Below are 15,380 nucleotides of genomic sequence, written 5' to 3' on the forward strand. Positions count from 1 at the left end.
CGAAGGCTACTTAGAGGGTCCAGTACTGCCGCACGAGATGTCGTACCCGACAGGCCAAACGCTACAATATGGCGTGACTCTGGCGCAAGAGTCCGCGGCCGTGCGTCCACATGTTCCCGCAAAGTTAAGCATTGCTGTGAGGCTTTTCCACCGCTCCGGATTGCGCTGGTTTCGCATTGCAGGAAGGCCAGCAAAGGCCGGCTCCTGGCGATTGACACTTACCGGCCGCCGCATAGAATGTCCCGCACGTGCCGCCCGCAAAGGCGGCCGTTTTGTTTTCCGAAGCTGGCGGTTGCTGCGTAGGCGTCAAGGCGCGCGGCGATTGACGGTTTCAAACCGGCAGTGAACGCCATGACCAACGCCTCGTCGCATCTGCTCCCCGTCTTCGCCCGGGTCGATCTCGGCTTCGAGCGCGGCGAGGGCGCCTGGCTGATCGCAACCAACGGCGACCGCTATCTCGACTTCACCTCGGGCGTCGCGGTGAACGCGCTCGGGCATGCGCACCCGCATCTGGTCAAGGCGCTGCAGGAGCAGGCGACCAAGCTCTGGCACATGTCGAACCTGTTCAAGAGCCCGGACGGCGAGGTGCTTGCCGCGCGGCTGTGCGAGCAGAGCTTTGCCGACTTCGTGTTCTTCTGCAATTCCGGCGCCGAAGCGATGGAGGGGGTGATCAAGCTGGTGCGGCACCACCACTTCTCCAAGGGCCATCCCGAACGCTACCGCATCATCACCTTCGAAGGCGCCTTCCATGGCCGCACGCTGGGCACGCTGGCTGCGACCGGCTCGGCGAAATACCTCGAAGGTTTCGGCCCGCCGATGGACGGCTTCGACCAGGTGCCGCACGGCGACATCGAGGCGGTCAAGAAGGCGATCGGCCCGCACACCGCCGGCATCCTGATCGAGCCGGTGCAGGGCGAGGGCGGCGTGCGCTCGGCGCCGCAGGCGTTCTTCAAGGCGCTCCGCGCGCTGTGTGACGAGCATGGCCTGCTGCTGGCGTTCGACGAGGTGCAGACCGGCATGGGCCGCACCGGCGAGCTGTTCGCCTACAAGCGCACCGGCGTCACGCCGGACGTGATGTCTCTGGCGAAGGCGCTCGGCGGTGGGTTCCCGATCGGCGCGGTGCTGGCGACCGCGGACGCTGCGGCCGGCATGGCGCCGGGCTCGCACGGCTCGACTTTCGGCGGTAATCCGCTCGCGGTCGCCGCCGCCAATGCCGTGCTCGACGTCATGCTCAAGCCCGGCTTCTTCGAGCACGTGCAGAAGATGTCGCTGCTGCTCAAGCAGAAGCTCGCTTCCGTCGTGGACCGCTATCCCGGCGTGCTGTCGGAGGTGCGCGGCGAGGGCCTGTTGATCGGCGTCAAGGCGGTGGTGCCGTCGGGCGATCTGATCGCCGCGCTGCGCAACGAGAAGCTGCTCACCGTCGGCGCCGGCGACAATGTGGTGCGGTTCCTGGCGCCCCTGATCGTGACCGAGGCCGAGATCGACCAGTCGATCACGGCGCTCGAGCGTGCCTGCTCTGTGCTATCGGCGCCGCAGCCGAAGAAGGCGGCTGGATAATGAGCAAGCCGGTCCGTCACTTCCTCGACATCAACGAGCTGCCGCTCGCCGAACTGCGCAACATGCTCGAAGCCGGAGCCGCCATGAAGGCGAAGCTGAAGGCGCATGAGAAGGGCAGGAAGCCGCTCGAAGGCAAGACGCTGGCGATGATCTTCGAGCGCCCGTCGACCCGCACAAGGGTGTCGTTCGACGTCGGCATGCGCCAGCTCGGCGGTGAATCGATCATGCTGACCGGCGCCGAGATGCAGCTCGGCCGCGGCGAGACCATCGCCGACACCGCGCGCGTGCTGTCGCGTTATGTCGATGCGATCATGATCCGCATCCTCAACCATGACGCGCTGCTCGAGCTCGCCGCCCACGCCACCGTGCCCGTCATCAACGGCCTGACCCGGCGTTCGCATCCCTGCCAGGTGATGGCCGACCTCATGACCTATGAGGAAAACCGTGGCTCGATCGAAGGCAAGACGGTGGCCTGGACCGGCGACGACAACAACGTGTTGGCCTCCTGGGCGCACGCTGCCGAGCGGTTCAAGTTCAATCTCAACATCGCCACGCCGCCCGAGCTATCGCCCAAGAAGCCGATGCGGGACTGGATCAAGGCCACCGGCGCGCCGATCATGCTCGGCACCGATCCGGAAGCCGCCGTGCGCGGCGCCGACTGCGTCGTCACCGACACCTGGGTGTCGATGGGCGACAAGGAGGGCGAGCGCCGCCACAACGTGCTGAAGCCCTATCAGGTCAATGCCAAGCTGATGTCGCTCGCCAAGCCGGACGCGCTGTTCATGCACTGCCTGCCCGCGCATCGCGGCGAGGAGGTCACCGACGAGGTGATCGACGGCCCGCAATCCGTGGTGTTCGACGAGGCGGAAAACCGCCTGCATGCACAGAAGGGCATTCTGGCCTGGTGTTTCGACACGGTCGCGTAGCCGACGACATCAATGCCGTCGTCCCTGCGAAAGCAGGGACCCATACGCCGCGGCCTGCGAAAAAGGCACATGGGCAGACACCTCGTGCCGCGACAAAATCCTGTGGTTATGGGTCCCTGCTTTCGCAGGGGCGACGTCGATTCCCGGTATGCTGAACCCCTTTATTTCATGGTCCGAGACCCCAGATAGAGCGCCATGGTTTCACAATCCCCCGACATCAAAATCCAGGCCGAGACGCCCATTCGCGCGCCCTCGGCGGTTCCTGTCGACGATGCCGTGCTCGCCTTCGAGGTCGGCGCGCTGGACTTGCGCGGCCGGCTGACCCGGCTCGGCCCCGCGCTCGACGAGATCCTGCACAAGCACGATTATCCGCCGGCGGTCGGCAAGCTGCTCGGCGAGGCCATCGTGCTCACCACGCTGCTCGGCTCCTCCGTCAAGTTCGAGGGCCGCTTCATCCTGCAGACCCGGACCGACGGTCCGGTCTCGCTCCTGATCGTCGATTTCCAGGCGCCCGACCGGCTGCGTGCGTATGCGCGCTACGATGTGACGCGCCTCAGGGAGGGGCAGAGCTCGGGTGAGCTGCTCGGCAAGGGCCACCTTGCGATGACCATCGATCAGGGCGCGAACACCAGCCGCTACCAGGGCCTGGTCGCGCTCGACGGCGGCGGCCTGGAAGAGGCGGCCCACGAATATTTCCTGCGCTCGGAGCAGATTCCGACGCGGGTGCGGCTCGCGGTCGGCGAGGAGATGCGCGGCGGCGAAGGCGGCAAGATGCACTGGCGCGCCGGCGGCATCCTGCTGCAATTCCTGCCCAAGGCCCCCGAACGCGCCAAGCAGGCCGATCTGCATCCCGGCGATGCGCCGGAGGGCACGGCCACGCACAGCGTGCCGGACGACGATGCCTGGGTCGAGGGGCAGTCGCTGATCTCCACCGTCGAGGATGTCGAACTGATCGATCCCGATCTCTCCGGCGAGCGGCTGTTGTACCGTCTGTTCCACGAACGCGGCGTGCGCGTCTTCAACCCGCAAACGCTGCGCGCGCAGTGCTCCTGCTCGCGCGATGCGGTGTCATCGATGCTGAAGAGCTTTGCGCCGAACGATCGCGCCGAGATGGTCAAGGACGGCAAGGTGGTCGTGACCTGCGAGTTCTGCTCTTCGGTCTACGAATTCACGCCGCAGCAAGCCGGCGTCGAGTAGGCGGAAAACCGACCACGAGGCATGGTAACCAGGCCTGTCAGCTCAGCAAGGTGCGGGTCTTGCCGGCGGCGTCATAGATTTCGATCTGAAGCATCGGATAAGCTGCCTTCAGTTGTCGGCCAGACGTTTCAGCAGCCTCGGCGGTGTCGAACTCCGACTTGAAGTGTTTGTCGACAATGATCACGAAGCCTTCGGTGGGAGGCCGGTCGGCGCGCAGTGGCTTCTTCGGCTCTGTTTCTTGAACGGAGTGCAGGGTTTTCTTCGTCATGGGAATCCTCCTGGATCGATCTCAACTCAATCGGTGAAACGCGGGCGGCAGGGTCTCGCGCACGAGTCCGCTCAGATTCAAGGTCTCCCCGCTGTCGGTGATATCCGAGAACAGTACCTCGACATAGGGATGCTGGCGGTTGAACGCAGCACCGCGTTGGTATTTCGCACTGACGATCCGCTCGATCGCCGCCAGGTTCAGCCTGCCAAGCGCGTTGTATTGATCGCGGAACAGACTTTGATGGCCGCCGCGGTGCTCGACAGACTCGGCCCAGACGTCCATCACCTTGCGGCCGATGAATGCCTCGACCCGTTCATTTCCATCGCGGGCGAGAAGTCGCAGCCCGTCCATGCTGTGGTGTCCGTCATCGACGCAAAATTGGGTAAGTGACATGGTGAATCTCCTGTTGTCGTCGTTGGCTCACATCGGCAGTCCATCGGGGACCGCGCCTCCTTCATTGTCCCATCGCGACAAAGCCGCAGCGCCCGATCTCGCGTCCTGACGCGCCTCCAGGCCCTTGTCGCGACCGGCATCATCCTTGTGCTTGTGCAGGAAGCGCGCGATCTGCCCGCGGAGCGCCGACGTCTCCAACAATTTTCCGACCGATCCGGCGGTGTCGAAGATTTCCCGCTGCAGCGCCTTCGGCAGCACGTTCCATTGCATGATGATGGCCGCGCCGAGACAGCGCAGAACGTACTCCTCTTCGGCGGCCAGGGCGGCGCCGCGAGAGCGGTCCTGCTCCGCGACGTTTATTGCGTTATCGAAATTGTCCGCCAATTCTTGCTCGTTATCCGCGAGCGAAGCGAGGCGGTCTTGATGCTCTTGAAACTTGCGGCTTTCGCCCTGACTGCTCGAACGCTTGATCAGTTCGCCGTATGCGGCTGCCTTGGTGCGGTACTGCTGAGATTTGAACATGGCGGGCCCTTTCCTTGGAGGTCTCCGCGCATTCCGACCAATCTCGATGGCTGACGAGGATTGATTTGTATATGGGAGGCAAAGGGTCGAATAACGAGCACCGAGGCCACAAATTACAGGGCGCAATCCAATCGGATGACGCGCGTGAATATCTGCACCGCGACAACGTTCACCGCGGTCGCCAGTTCCTGAGGCACAGTTGGAAGCGATGTCGAAGCCGTCGCTTGGTGAGAGGCGACCGGAGGCCAGGCCCCAGTGGCATCGGAAGAATGGCGGCCTCAGCCGGCCCCGTACTGGGGCTTTCTCCTTAAGATCGGCAGTCAGCTCGGCGTTCGCAGGCCGGGAGATGTCAGCCAATCATTGATGTGCGAGGCCGTTTCGACCAGCCGGGCCTTGCGAAGCGTCGCGTCGCGCTGAAGGCCGGACAGGAATGGCTTCGCAGCATCTCCTATCCTCGCGGCTTCCAACGCCGGCAGATCATGAGGCGGCGGTTCAGGCTGGCTGTGTTGAGCAATCGGCATAAAGCTCTCCTGGTTACTGGCGGGAGCTTGCAGCACTCTCAGTCACCGGTATCGGCCAGATGCGGAGCAGTGATCATCGCAGTAGATACCCCTTGCGTCCGGTAGTCGACTCAATTCGCAGTCGGGGGGAGCATATCCAGAATTTGGCGTGCGTTCGGGACGTCGGCTATGCGGTTGACGAAGTAAGAGAAGCCAATGGTGCGTCGAATGTGTACACGAAACCGGTGGGCTCATAGCTTAGCTGCACGTCGCCGCGCAGCTGCCTGCCGAGCGTTTCGATCAACCGTGTCCCGAAACTGCGCCGTTCCGGAGGGTGGACTGCCGGACCGTTCTTCTCGGTCCATGTCAGATGCAAGCGCTGTGTTGGTTGATCCAGCGTCCAACTGATGTCGATCCGCCCCTGTGGGGCGGACAGGGCGCCGAACTTCGTGGTGTTCGTGCAGAGCTCGTTGAGCGTCATTGCGATGGCAATGACGGCGCCCGACGTCATGCGAATACCGGGTCCTGAAATCGAGAATTTCGGCTCATCCGGATTGTTGAAGGCTTCGGTGGCGCCGCGGACGACCGTACCGAGATCCGCGCTGCTCCATCTTGCCTGCAGCAGGAGATCGTGCGCCCGCCCGAGCGCCAGCAACCGGCCCTCGATGGCGTGCTGCGCATGTTCGACCCCTTCCAGGTTGCGCAGGCTCTGGGAGACAATGGCACCAGCGGTTGCGATCGTGTTCTTGATGCGGTGGTGCAGCTCCTCGAGGATCACCTTCTTCAGCTTGTCGGCCGCTTCGCGCTCCCTGGCGTCAAGGCCGGCCGCGGTCAGCAGAGTCTGGGCATCGACCGCGGCCTGCGCGAGCAGAAGCCGAAGGCTGATATTCTCTTCCGCCACAATGTCCTGCAGCGGTGCCAAGCTGCTTGCAGCACGCGGGTCTGGGCGGAGGTCGGCTGGAGACATCACCGACCGTATCATCATAAGCTGGCCCTTCGGCGAATGTTTTCTGCGCAATCGGTCGAATCTGGACGTATCCGGCACGAAAAACGCGAGCGATTGCCCCGATACGTGCCGAGTGGGCTTGTCATTCGATAGCGGAGTAGCCACCTGATCAGCAGCGCAACTGTATTGTTACAGCATCCCCCTTGCGGAAGCGCGAAGCCTTAGCTGCCAAATCTTGTGACAGATCGACCAAACGTCACGTCGCTTCAATGCGCGTGTCACGGATCACGACAAGCTGTGGCAACAACCTGATAGGCCTTAACCCATGATTGAATTTCCAAATCATAGTCGTTCATACGACCGAACGCGGCGCGCCGTGCGGTTTTGGGGATATGACAGCGCTATTGAGGCATCGTTCTTCGTCACCGAAGGCGCATTGAAGCGACTTCAATCGGATGCCTACCTCGACGAGCCGGGCCTTCTGCACGCCTTCGATGCCAACCGCGATCGGATATGCGCCGCTGCGGCCAGGGTCTATGTCCGCGGAAGCAGGGGGTCTTACGATCTGGTCGCCGCGAATTTCTGAAACCGGCGGCTTCGATGGTGACGCGCGAGAATTGGGCGCGTCAGTCGCACACCACCCTTGCAAGCGATCAAAAGGAGGATGTCATGGATACCAGCTTCCTACAGACTTTCCTGGCGTGCGGAGCAATTTTCGTTCTCTCGTTCGTTGCGATCGGGGCTTTCTGGCTCCTGGAGCGCATGCGAGGCGCCGGTGCCCCTCACTTGTGAAGGTCCGCGCGTCAGGCAAATCAGAAAATCCGAAGCTATTTCCATTATTCAGAAATGTGACGGCCCGCATTCGCTGGGGCTGCGTGGGACGCGGCGAGACTGACGGGCTAGTTCAACACCCGTTTCCCGTCCGGGCTCGGGCTATCCAGCGAGAAAGTCGGCACGTCGATGTCGAAGCGTTCGCCGGCTTCGGTGACCATCTGGTAGCTGCCGGTCATGAAGCCGGAGGCGGTCGGCAGCGGCACGCCTGAGGTGTATTCGAAGCGTTCGCCGGGCGCGAGCACCGGCTGCTCGCCGACCACGCCCTCGCCGCGCACCTCCTGACGGCGGCCGGTGGCGTCGGTGATGATCCAGTGCCGCGTCCGCAGCTGCACGGTTTCCGGGCCCGAATTGACGATCACGATCCTGTACGACCAGAAATATTCGCGCCGGTCGATCGACGAGCGCTCCGGCATGAAATTCGGCTCGACGGTGACTTCGATTTGGCGGGTAATGGCGCGGTACATACGGCTCAATCCGATGATCTCGGCGCAAAATCCGCTTTCGGCCGGATCATGCGCAAACAGGCGCCCATCATAGCCAATTGGTCAGCCGGAACCAATCGCCGGGCAGGCCGTGAAGAGCCGGTCCCGGGGCCCGGCTGTTCATCGTGGTTTCAACATAGTTCCGCTCTAAAGCGCGGCCGCATCTCGCCGCACTCTGTGCTTTGTCGGCAAGTTGTGGACCGATATTATCTTTTCAGCACGGCCTGCGGGCGTCCGCAGCTGACACGGTGTTTGATGAGCTCGATTGCCGATCCCATAGCCGGTTCGCCGGTGGCTGACGCCAAAACCGGGGCAAAGGCCGATGCCGAGGTCAGGGCAAAAGCCGTGGCGGCGGCGCCCGCGATCACGCTACCGGCGACCGGCGAGCGCGAGCTCCGCCTCGATCTGTTCCGCGGGCTCGCGCTGTGGCTGATCTTCATCGATCATCTGCCGACCAATCTTCTGACCTGGCTGACGATCCGAAATTACGGCTTCTCCGACGCCACCGAGATCTTCATCTTCATCTCCGGCTACACCGCCGCCTTCGTCTATGGCCGCGCGATGCTGGAAGGCGGCTTTGTGATCGCGACCGCGCGCATCCTGCGCCGGGTCTGGCAGATCTATGTCGCGCATGTCTTCCTGTTCACGATCTTTCTCGCCGAGATCTCCTATGTCGCGACCTCGTTCGAGAACCCGCTCTACAGCGAAGAAATGGGGATCATGGATTTCCTCAAGCAGCCCGACGTCACCATCGTGCAGGCGCTGCTGCTGCGCTTCCGCCCCGTGAACATGGACGTGTTGCCGCTTTACATCGTGCTGATGCTGTTCCTGCCGCTGATCCTGTGGCTGATGAAGTGGAAGCCCGATGTCACGCTCGGCCTGTCGGTCCTGCTCTACGCGCTGACCTGGCAGTTCGATCTCTATCTCTCGGCCTATCCGAACGGCTTCTGGGCGTTCAACCCGTTCGCCTGGCAATTGCTGTTCGTGTTCGGCGCCTGGTGCGCGCTCGGCGGCGCGCGGCGGATGTCGCGCATCCTGTCGTCGAACATCACGATGTGGATCTGCATCGTCTATCTGGTCGCCGCGTTCTTCGTGACCCTGACCTGGTACGTGCCGCAGCTCGGCCACATCATGCCGAAGATGATCGAGCAATGGATGTATCCGATCAACAAGACCGACCTGGACGTGTTGCGGTTCGCGCATTTCCTGGCGCTCGCCGCACTCACCGTGCGCTTCCTGCCGAGGGACTGGCCGGGCCTGAAATCGCCCTGGCTGCGACCATTGATCCTGTGTGGCCAGCATTCGCTTGAGATATTCTGCCTCGGGGTCTTCCTCGCCTTTGCCGGTCACTTCGTGCTTGCCGAAGTGTCTGGCGGTGCCGCACTGCACGCCTTGATCAGCGTCTGCGGCATCCTCATCATGTGCGGCATGGCGTGGATTATTTCGTGGTATAAGCACTCCGCCGACAAAGGCGCCTCGAAAAAAGGCGCCGGCGGCAACGCCGATCTGGCGGGAGGGGGAGCATGAAGTCCGCATGGACGATGCTGGGCCTGACGCTGCTGGCAGCCTGTTTGGCGGCCGCGCCCGTCCGCGCCGGCGATACCGTCGAGCCGGCGCCGCCCTGCGACGTGCCGGCCTATCTCTTGGCGAGCGAGAGTTCGCTGCCGAAGGTCACCGATGCGGTGAAGGCCAACAAGCCGCTCAGCGTGCTGGTGGTGGGCAGCCGCTCCTCGACCATCCCAGGCAACGAGGCGAGCGCCTATCCGGCCACGCTGCAGGCTGCGCTGAAGGAGGCATTTCCGGCGGCCACAATCGATCTATCCGTAGAATTACAGGGAAAGAGCACCGCCGAGGAGACCGCGGGAACCCTTGTTAAGCTTGTTGACGCAAAAAAGCCTACTTTGGTTATCTGGCAGACCGGGACGGTCGATGCTATGCGAGCCGTCGATCCTGACGATTTCCGCACCGCCATCGATGACGGCGTCGTTGCGTTGCGGGGCGCCGGGGCCGACGTGGTGCTGGTCAATCTGCAATACAGCCCGCGTACGGAAACGATGATCTCTGCGCCGCCATATCTCGACAATATGAAGATGGTTGCGCAGCAGCACGACGTTCCGTTGTTCGACCGGTTCGCGATTATGAAGCAGTGGAGCGACGCCGGATATTTTGACCTGTTCAGCACCTCGCATGGTGTCGACCTGGCCAAGAAGGTTCACGCCTGTCTCGGCCGCGCACTGGCGAAATTCGTGATCGATGCGGCCCATCTGGGCCCGGTGCAGCAGAATTAGAGGAAGCCGAGTTGATGCGTTTTGCCTTCCCTTTTCGCCTCAAAGCAGGGCGGATCCTGCGCGCCACTGCGGCGCTCGTGTTGCTTGCGCCGCTCTCGGCCGTGCCGTTGTGCGCGCAGACCGGCCAGGCGGACCAGCATGCGGCGTTGTCATCGGAAGCGAAGGCTGAAGCAACCAGGGCGGATGCTGCGAAGCCCGCCGCGGTCGAAGCCGACGCGGCCAATCCGCCGCCGCAACCGGGCGTCGCCGCAAAGGCGCTCGACAAGGTGAAGCAGGTCGCGAAATCCGCCAGCGACATCTTCCACCGTGTGCCCTGTCATCAGCCCACCGGCGTGCCGAACAGCACCGGCTCGCTGCCGCATGTCGCAGCCAAGCTCGCCGCCGGCAAGCCGGTCGTCATCGTCGCGTTCGGCTCGTCTTCGACCCAGGGCTACGGTTCGTCGTCGCCGGAATTCACCTATCCGAGCCGGCTCTCCGCGCAGCTGCGCCGGCAGTATCCGTCGGTCGACATCAGCGTGCTCAATCGCGGCAAGGGCGGCGAGGATGCACCCGAAATGATGAGGCGGCTGCAGACCGAAGTGATCGACGTGCATCCCGACATGGTGATCTGGCAGGTCGGTACCAACGCGGTGCTGCGCAACCTCGATCCGTCGGAGACCGCCAAGCAGGTCGAGGACGGCGTCGCGCGCATCCAGGCCAACGGCGCCGATGTCGTGCTGGTCGATCCGCAATATTCGCCGCGCGTCACCGAGCGCCCCGAAAGCGCGCGCGGCATGGTGAAGCTGCTCGGCCGGATCGCCGCGCTGCGCCATGTCGGCATCTTCCCGCGCTTCGAGGTGATGCGCGACTGGCACGAGAGGCAGGCGATCCCGATCGACGATTTCGTCACCGCCGATGGCCTGCACATGAACGACTGGGGCTATGCCTGCTTCGCCCAGCTGCTCGGCGACGACATCATCCGCTCCGTCGGCGCGATCAAGATCGGCGTCAACGTCCCCGGCGACGTGCGGACCTACCGGCCGATGTGATCGGCGCCGCTGCTTCTCTCCCAGCATCGAGTCTGTCACCGTCACCCTGAGGAGGCCGCGTAGCGGCCGTCTCGAAGGGTCGACGGCCCGACTGTGGCCGTGCATCCTTCGAGACGCGCTTCGCGCTCCTCAGGATGACGGGATTGATACCGTGGCGGGGCTTGCCTCGACCATCCCGCCACACGCACCAGCAATCTTGACCTCGCCGCGGTAATCCGCTCCCTTGGCGCCTGTTACGATGCCTTAAGGGAAACGCTCATGTCTTTCGTGCTGGCCATCGATCAGGGCACCACATCGTCGCGCGCTATGGTGTTTCGCGGCGACATCTCCATCGCCGCGGTCGCGCAGCAGGAGTTTCCGCAACATTTCCCGGCCTCCGGCTGGGTTGAGCATGAGCCGGAGGACATCTGGACCTCGACCGTGATGGTGTGCCGCGAGGCGCTGGACAAGGCCGGCCTCAAAGCGCGGGACATCGCCGCGATCGGCATCACCAACCAGCGCGAGACCACCGTGGTGTGGGACCGCGCCACCGGACAGGCCGTGCACCGCGCCATCGTCTGGCAGGACCGCCGCACCGCCGACATCTGCGCGAAGCTCAAGGCCGAAGGTCATGAGCCGGCGATCTCGGCCAAGACCGGTCTCATTATCGACCCCTATTTCTCCGGCACGAAAGTCGCCTGGATACTCGATCACGTGCCGGGCGCGCGCGAACGCGCCGAGCGCGGCGAACTCCTGTTCGGCACGGTCGACTGCTATCTGTTATGGCGGCTCACCGGCGGGCGGGTGCACGCCACCGACGCCACCAACGCCTCGCGCACGCTGCTGTTCAACATCCACACCGGGGCGTGGGACGACGACCTCATCAAGCTCTTGCGCGTGCCGCGCTCGATGCTCCCTGAGGTGAAGGATTCCTCCGCCCGGTTCGGCGAGAGCACCGCGGATCTGTTCGGCGGCCCGATCGCGATCTCCGGCATCGCCGGCGACCAGCAGGCCGCGACCATCGGCCAGGCCTGCTTCGAGCCCGGCATGATGAAGTCGACCTACGGCACCGGCTGCTTCGCGCTGCTCAACACCGGCACCACGCCGGTCGCCTCGAAGAACAAGCTGCTCACCACGATCGCCTATCAGCTCAATGGCCAGCGCACCTACGCGCTCGAGGGCTCGATCTTCGTCGCCGGCAGCGCGGTGCAATGGCTGCGCGACGGGCTCGGCATCATCAAGCACGCCGCCGAGACCGGGCCGCTCGCCGACAAATCCGACTCGATGCAGAGCGTCTACCTTGTGCCGGCCTTCGTCGGCATGGGTGCACCGTACTGGAATCCGCGGGTGCGCGGCGCGCTGTTCGGGCTGACCCGCAACACCGGCCCGGCCGAGCTCGCGCATGCGACCCTGGAAAGCGTCTGCTACCAGACCTTCGACCTGTGGGCCGCGATGCGCACCGACTGGCCGGAGGCCAACGCTGCCAACACCGTGCTGCGCGTCGACGGCGGCATGACCGCATCCGACTGGACCATGCAGCGCCTCGCAGATCTGCTCAACGCTCCGGTCGACCGCCCGATGATCCAGGAGACCACGGCGCTCGGCGCCGCCTATCTCGCCGGCCTCGAGGCCGGCGTCTATCCGGAGCCCGCGAAGTTCGCCGACAACTGGCGGCTCGAACACCGCTTCAGGCCGGCGATGAGCGAGGCGACGCGCGAGCGCAAGCTCGCCGGCTGGGCCCGCGCGGTGAAGGGCGTGCTGGCGAGCGACGAGGGGGAGTAGGGCCGGAAGAAAAGTTCCGGCTCAGGTCTCGCAACCAAAAATAACAACCATCGGAGAACAACATGAACACGGATCTCAACCGCGTCGCGAAACTACTCACCGCCGCGCTTTGCGCCGCAACGTTGGCCGCACCCGCCGCCGCGCGCGAGAAGCCGAGCCCGCTCGTCGCGGCGCGCGAGGTCAAGACCGACGTCGCCGGGCTGAAGGCGCCCGGCCAGATCCTGGTCGACGTCTGGGGCATCCCGCACATCTATGCCGGCAACGAGCACGACCTGTTCTTCCTGCAGGGCTTCAACGCCGCGCGCGACCGGCTCTGGCAGATCGACCTCTGGCGCAAGCGCGGGCTTGGCCTGCTGGCAAAGGATTTCGGTCCCGCCTATGCCGAGCAGGACAAGGCGCTGCGCCTGTTCCTCTATCGCGGCGACATGAACGCGGAATGGGCGGCCTATGGTCCGAAGGCGAAGACCTATGCGGAGGCCTTCGTCGCCGGCGTCAACGCCTACGTGGCCGACGTCAAGGCGGGCAAGCGGCCGCTGCCGATCGAGTTCAGGATCGCGGGTACGATGCCGGACCTTTGGTCGGCAGAGGATGTCGTGCGCATCCGCAGCCATGGTCTCACGCGCAACGTCGCCTCCGAGGTGAAGCGTTCGCTGGTCGCCTGCGCCGCCGGCCTCGATGCCGATCGCTTCCGCGTCAAGTTGGAGCCGGCCTGGACCACGAAGATTCCCGATGGGCTCGACCCCTGCAGCGTGCCGAAGGGCGTGCTCGCGGCCTATGACCTCGCCACGCGCCCGGTCAAGTTCGCTGCGCCGAAGGACCAGAAGGCCGCGCTGGCGCACGATCCCGACACGTACCTCGCCGAGGCCGACCAGCAGCGCGACACCATCGGCTCCAACAATTGGGTGATCGCCGCATCGCGCACCGCGACGGGGCGTCCGATCCTCGCCAACGATCCGCATCGCGAGCACTCGGTGCCGTCGCTGCGCTACATCGTCGGCCTCAACGCGCCCGGCATCTCCGTGATCGGCGCCGGCGAGCCGGCGCTGCCGGGCATCTCGATCGGCCACAACGACACCATCGCGTTCGGCCTCACCATCTTCAACGTCGACCAGGAAGACCTCTACGTCTACGAGCTCAACCCGGACAATCCGAACCAGTATCGCTACGGCACCGGCTGGGAAGACATGCGTATCGTGCATGAGAAGGAGGCGGTGAAGGGCGAGGCCGATCGCGACCTCGAGCTGAAGTTCACCCGCCACGGACCTGTGCTCCTTGTCGACGCCGACAAGAAGCATGCGTTCGCCGTGCGCTCGATCTGGTTCGAGCCGGGCACCTCGGCCTATTTCGGTTCCTCCGACTATATGACCGCGAAGACGTGGGGCGGCTTCCTCGACGCGATGCGGCGCTGGGGCGCACCGTCGGAGAACCAGGTTTATGCCGACACGTCAGGCAATATCGGCTGGGTCGCCGCAGGCAAGACGCCACGCCGCACCGGCTTTGACGGTCTGATGCCGGTGCCGGGCGACGGCCGCTACGAGTGGCAGGGCTTTCTGTCGCTCGACGAGTTGCCGAAGCAGTACCAGCCGAAGCAGGGCTTCATCGCCACTGCCAACCAGATGAACCTGCCGGCGGACTATCCGGTGGGTGAGCGCAGGGTCGGCTTCGAATGGTCCGACAGCGCGCGCTGGGAGCGCATCGTCGAGGTGCTGCAGGCCAACAGCAAGGTGACGCTGGCGGACGCGATGGCGCTGCAGAACGACGACACCGGCATGCTGGCGCGGCGCCTCGTCGCCCTGCTGAAGCCGCTGTCATCCGACGATGCCAATGTGAAGAAGGGCCTCGATCTGTTGAAGGCGTGGGACGCGCGCGACGCGGCGGACAGCGCGGCGGCCGCGGTCTACGAGGTCTGGATCGCGAACCATCTCGGCCCGGTGCTGCTCAAGACCACGGCGCCGAAGGCAGCCGAACTGATCGCGCCGGAAGCCTCCAGCATCTCCGCCATCGTCGGCTATCTCGAAAAGCCCGACTCCGCCCTCGGCAGCGATCCCGCCGGCGAACGTGACCGCGTGCTGCGCGACAGCCTCGGTGCGGCCGTCGCCGACGTTGCCGACAAGCTCGGTGGCGATGCATCGACCTGGCGCTGGGGCCGTCTGCATGTCGCCAAGTTCGATCACGCGCTGATGCCGCTCGCCGACAAGGCGACCGCGGCGCAGATGTCGATCGGCCCGCTCGCCTATGGCGGCGCCGCCAACGTGCCGCGCGCCGCCACCTATCGCCGCTCCGACTATCATCTCACCGCGGGCGCCTCGTTCCGCATGGTGCTCGATGTCGGCAATTGGGACGCGAGCCGCACCATCAACACGCCGGGCCAATCCGGCGATCCCTTCAGCGGCCACTACCGCGACCTCGCACCGCTCTGGGCCACCGGCCAATATGTCCCGCTGCTCTACAGCCGCCCGGCGGTGGAAGCCGCAACCGCCGAGGCGATCACGCTGACGCCAAGGTGAGGGGAGGCGGTGGTGGCCCAAACCTCCGCTGTCGTCCCGGGCAAGCGAAGCGCGACCCGGGACCCATAACCACAAATGCCGACTGCTTTGCGGTGCTGGGGCCACAGCGATCGCAACAACAAGCCGCGGTGGTTATGGGTCCCTGCTCCGGTGCGCAATTGCGCACCAGGC

Annotated in this window: 14 protein-coding genes; 9 read left to right on the forward strand and 5 right to left on the reverse strand. The window is 64.5% G+C overall.

The features are described 5' to 3' along the window. The first annotated feature begins 351 nt into the window (after positions 1–351). From HAP47_RS04940 to HAP47_RS04950, 3 genes are all read left to right on the forward strand, one after another. Positions 352–1,557, forward strand: coding sequence for an aspartate aminotransferase family protein (locus HAP47_RS04940; protein ID WP_173639191.1), 1,206 nt, complete (start codon positions 352–354; stop codon positions 1,555–1,557). Continuing rightward, the gene (argF, locus tag HAP47_RS04945; RefSeq protein WP_173639190.1) at positions 1,557–2,483 is read left to right on the forward strand and encodes an ornithine carbamoyltransferase; all 927 of its coding nucleotides are present in this window, start codon (positions 1,557–1,559) and stop codon (positions 2,481–2,483) included. Before HAP47_RS04940 ends, argF begins: the two co-directional genes overlap by 1 nt. A gap of 195 nt (positions 2,484–2,678) precedes the next feature. Beyond that, positions 2,679–3,680: an Hsp33 family molecular chaperone gene (locus HAP47_RS04950; protein WP_173639189.1), complete on the forward strand. Its 1,002-nt coding sequence runs from the start codon at positions 2,679–2,681 to the stop codon at positions 3,678–3,680. A 37-nt stretch (positions 3,681–3,717) separates the two neighbouring features. Here the strand turns inward: HAP47_RS04950 and HAP47_RS04955 are convergent, their stop codons facing one another. The 4 genes from HAP47_RS04955 to HAP47_RS04975 all read right to left on the reverse strand — a co-directional run bounded on the left by HAP47_RS04955 (position 3,718) and on the right by HAP47_RS04975 (position 6,330). Continuing rightward, positions 3,718–3,948, reverse strand: coding sequence for a hypothetical protein (locus tag HAP47_RS04955; protein ID WP_173639188.1), 231 nt, complete (start codon positions 3,946–3,948; stop codon positions 3,718–3,720). 21 nt (positions 3,949–3,969) lie between these two features. Next, on the reverse strand, positions 3,970–4,341 hold the full coding sequence (locus HAP47_RS04960) for a signal transduction histidine kinase (RefSeq protein ID WP_173639187.1): 372 nt from the start codon (positions 4,339–4,341) through the stop codon (positions 3,970–3,972). 27 nt (positions 4,342–4,368) lie between these two features. Then, positions 4,369–5,220, reverse strand: coding sequence for a hypothetical protein (locus HAP47_RS04965; protein WP_231168762.1), 852 nt, complete (start codon positions 5,218–5,220; stop codon positions 4,369–4,371). A gap of 330 nt (positions 5,221–5,550) precedes the next feature. Further along, positions 5,551–6,330 (reverse strand): sensor histidine kinase, encoded by a 780-nt coding sequence (locus tag HAP47_RS04975; RefSeq protein ID WP_173639186.1) that lies wholly within the window; start codon positions 6,328–6,330, stop codon positions 5,551–5,553. 355 nt (positions 6,331–6,685) lie between these two features. Here HAP47_RS04975 and HAP47_RS04980 point away from each other — a divergent pair, with 355 nt between their 5' ends. Further along, positions 6,686–6,895: a DUF1488 family protein gene (locus HAP47_RS04980; RefSeq protein ID WP_231168763.1), complete on the forward strand. Its 210-nt coding sequence runs from the start codon at positions 6,686–6,688 to the stop codon at positions 6,893–6,895. 313 nt (positions 6,896–7,208) lie between these two features. Here HAP47_RS04980 and apaG read toward each other — a convergent pair whose 3' ends face one another. Then, on the reverse strand, positions 7,209–7,607 hold the full coding sequence (gene apaG, locus HAP47_RS04985; protein WP_173639185.1) for a Co2+/Mg2+ efflux protein ApaG: 399 nt from the start codon (positions 7,605–7,607) through the stop codon (positions 7,209–7,211). 273 nt (positions 7,608–7,880) lie between these two features. Here apaG and HAP47_RS04990 point away from each other — a divergent pair, with 273 nt between their 5' ends. The 5 genes from HAP47_RS04990 to HAP47_RS05010 all read left to right on the forward strand — a co-directional run bounded on the left by HAP47_RS04990 (position 7,881) and on the right by HAP47_RS05010 (position 15,209). Continuing rightward, on the forward strand, positions 7,881–9,152 hold the full coding sequence (locus HAP47_RS04990) for an OpgC domain-containing protein (RefSeq protein WP_210285265.1): 1,272 nt from the start codon (positions 7,881–7,883) through the stop codon (positions 9,150–9,152). Then, on the forward strand, positions 9,149–9,913 hold the full coding sequence (locus HAP47_RS04995) for an SGNH/GDSL hydrolase family protein (protein WP_173639184.1): 765 nt from the start codon (positions 9,149–9,151) through the stop codon (positions 9,911–9,913). Before HAP47_RS04990 ends, HAP47_RS04995 begins: the two co-directional genes overlap by 4 nt. 14 nt (positions 9,914–9,927) lie before the next feature. After that, positions 9,928–10,941 (forward strand): SGNH/GDSL hydrolase family protein, encoded by a 1,014-nt coding sequence (locus HAP47_RS05000; RefSeq protein WP_231168764.1) that lies wholly within the window; start codon positions 9,928–9,930, stop codon positions 10,939–10,941. 258 nt (positions 10,942–11,199) lie between these two features. Further along, the gene (gene glpK / locus HAP47_RS05005; RefSeq protein ID WP_173639183.1) at positions 11,200–12,702 is read left to right on the forward strand and encodes a glycerol kinase GlpK; all 1,503 of its coding nucleotides are present in this window, start codon (positions 11,200–11,202) and stop codon (positions 12,700–12,702) included. Positions 12,703–12,764: 62 nt separating this feature from the next. After that, a complete protein-coding gene (locus HAP47_RS05010) occupies positions 12,765–15,209 on the forward strand; it encodes a penicillin acylase family protein (protein ID WP_173639182.1) in 2,445 nt (814 codons plus the stop codon). Positions 15,210–15,380: the final 171 nt, after the last annotated feature.

The sequence above is a fragment of the Bradyrhizobium sp. 41S5 genome, from assembly GCF_011516665.3.
Classification (GTDB): domain Bacteria; phylum Pseudomonadota; class Alphaproteobacteria; order Rhizobiales; family Xanthobacteraceae; genus Bradyrhizobium; species Bradyrhizobium quebecense.

Bases quoted from the DNA above. Each gene is read 5' to 3' on its own strand.
- HAP47_RS04940 (WP_173639191.1), top strand. From the start codon at position 352: ATGACCAACGCCTCGTCGCATCTGCTCCCCGTCTTCGCCCGGGTCGAT.
- argF (WP_173639190.1), top strand. From the start codon at position 1,557: ATGAGCAAGCCGGTCCGTCACTTCCTCGACATCAACGAGCTGCCGCTC.
- HAP47_RS04990 (WP_210285265.1), top strand. From the start codon at position 7,881: ATGAGCTCGATTGCCGATCCCATAGCCGGTTCGCCGGTGGCTGACGCC.
- glpK (WP_173639183.1), top strand. From the start codon at position 11,200: ATGTCTTTCGTGCTGGCCATCGATCAGGGCACCACATCGTCGCGCGCT.
- HAP47_RS05010 (WP_173639182.1), top strand. From the start codon at position 12,765: ATGAACACGGATCTCAACCGCGTCGCGAAACTACTCACCGCCGCGCTT.
- HAP47_RS04955 (WP_173639188.1), bottom strand. From the start codon at position 3,948: ATGACGAAGAAAACCCTGCACTCCGTTCAAGAAACAGAGCCGAAGAAG.
- HAP47_RS04995 (WP_173639184.1), top strand. From the start codon at position 9,149: ATGAAGTCCGCATGGACGATGCTGGGCCTGACGCTGCTGGCAGCCTGT.
- HAP47_RS04950 (WP_173639189.1), top strand. From the start codon at position 2,679: ATGGTTTCACAATCCCCCGACATCAAAATCCAGGCCGAGACGCCCATT.
- HAP47_RS04960 (WP_173639187.1), bottom strand. From the start codon at position 4,341: ATGTCACTTACCCAATTTTGCGTCGATGACGGACACCACAGCATGGAC.
- apaG (WP_173639185.1), bottom strand. From the start codon at position 7,607: ATGTACCGCGCCATTACCCGCCAAATCGAAGTCACCGTCGAGCCGAAT.
- HAP47_RS04975 (WP_173639186.1), bottom strand. From the start codon at position 6,330: ATGTCTCCAGCCGACCTCCGCCCAGACCCGCGTGCTGCAAGCAGCTTG.
- HAP47_RS05000 (WP_231168764.1), top strand. From the start codon at position 9,928: ATGCGTTTTGCCTTCCCTTTTCGCCTCAAAGCAGGGCGGATCCTGCGC.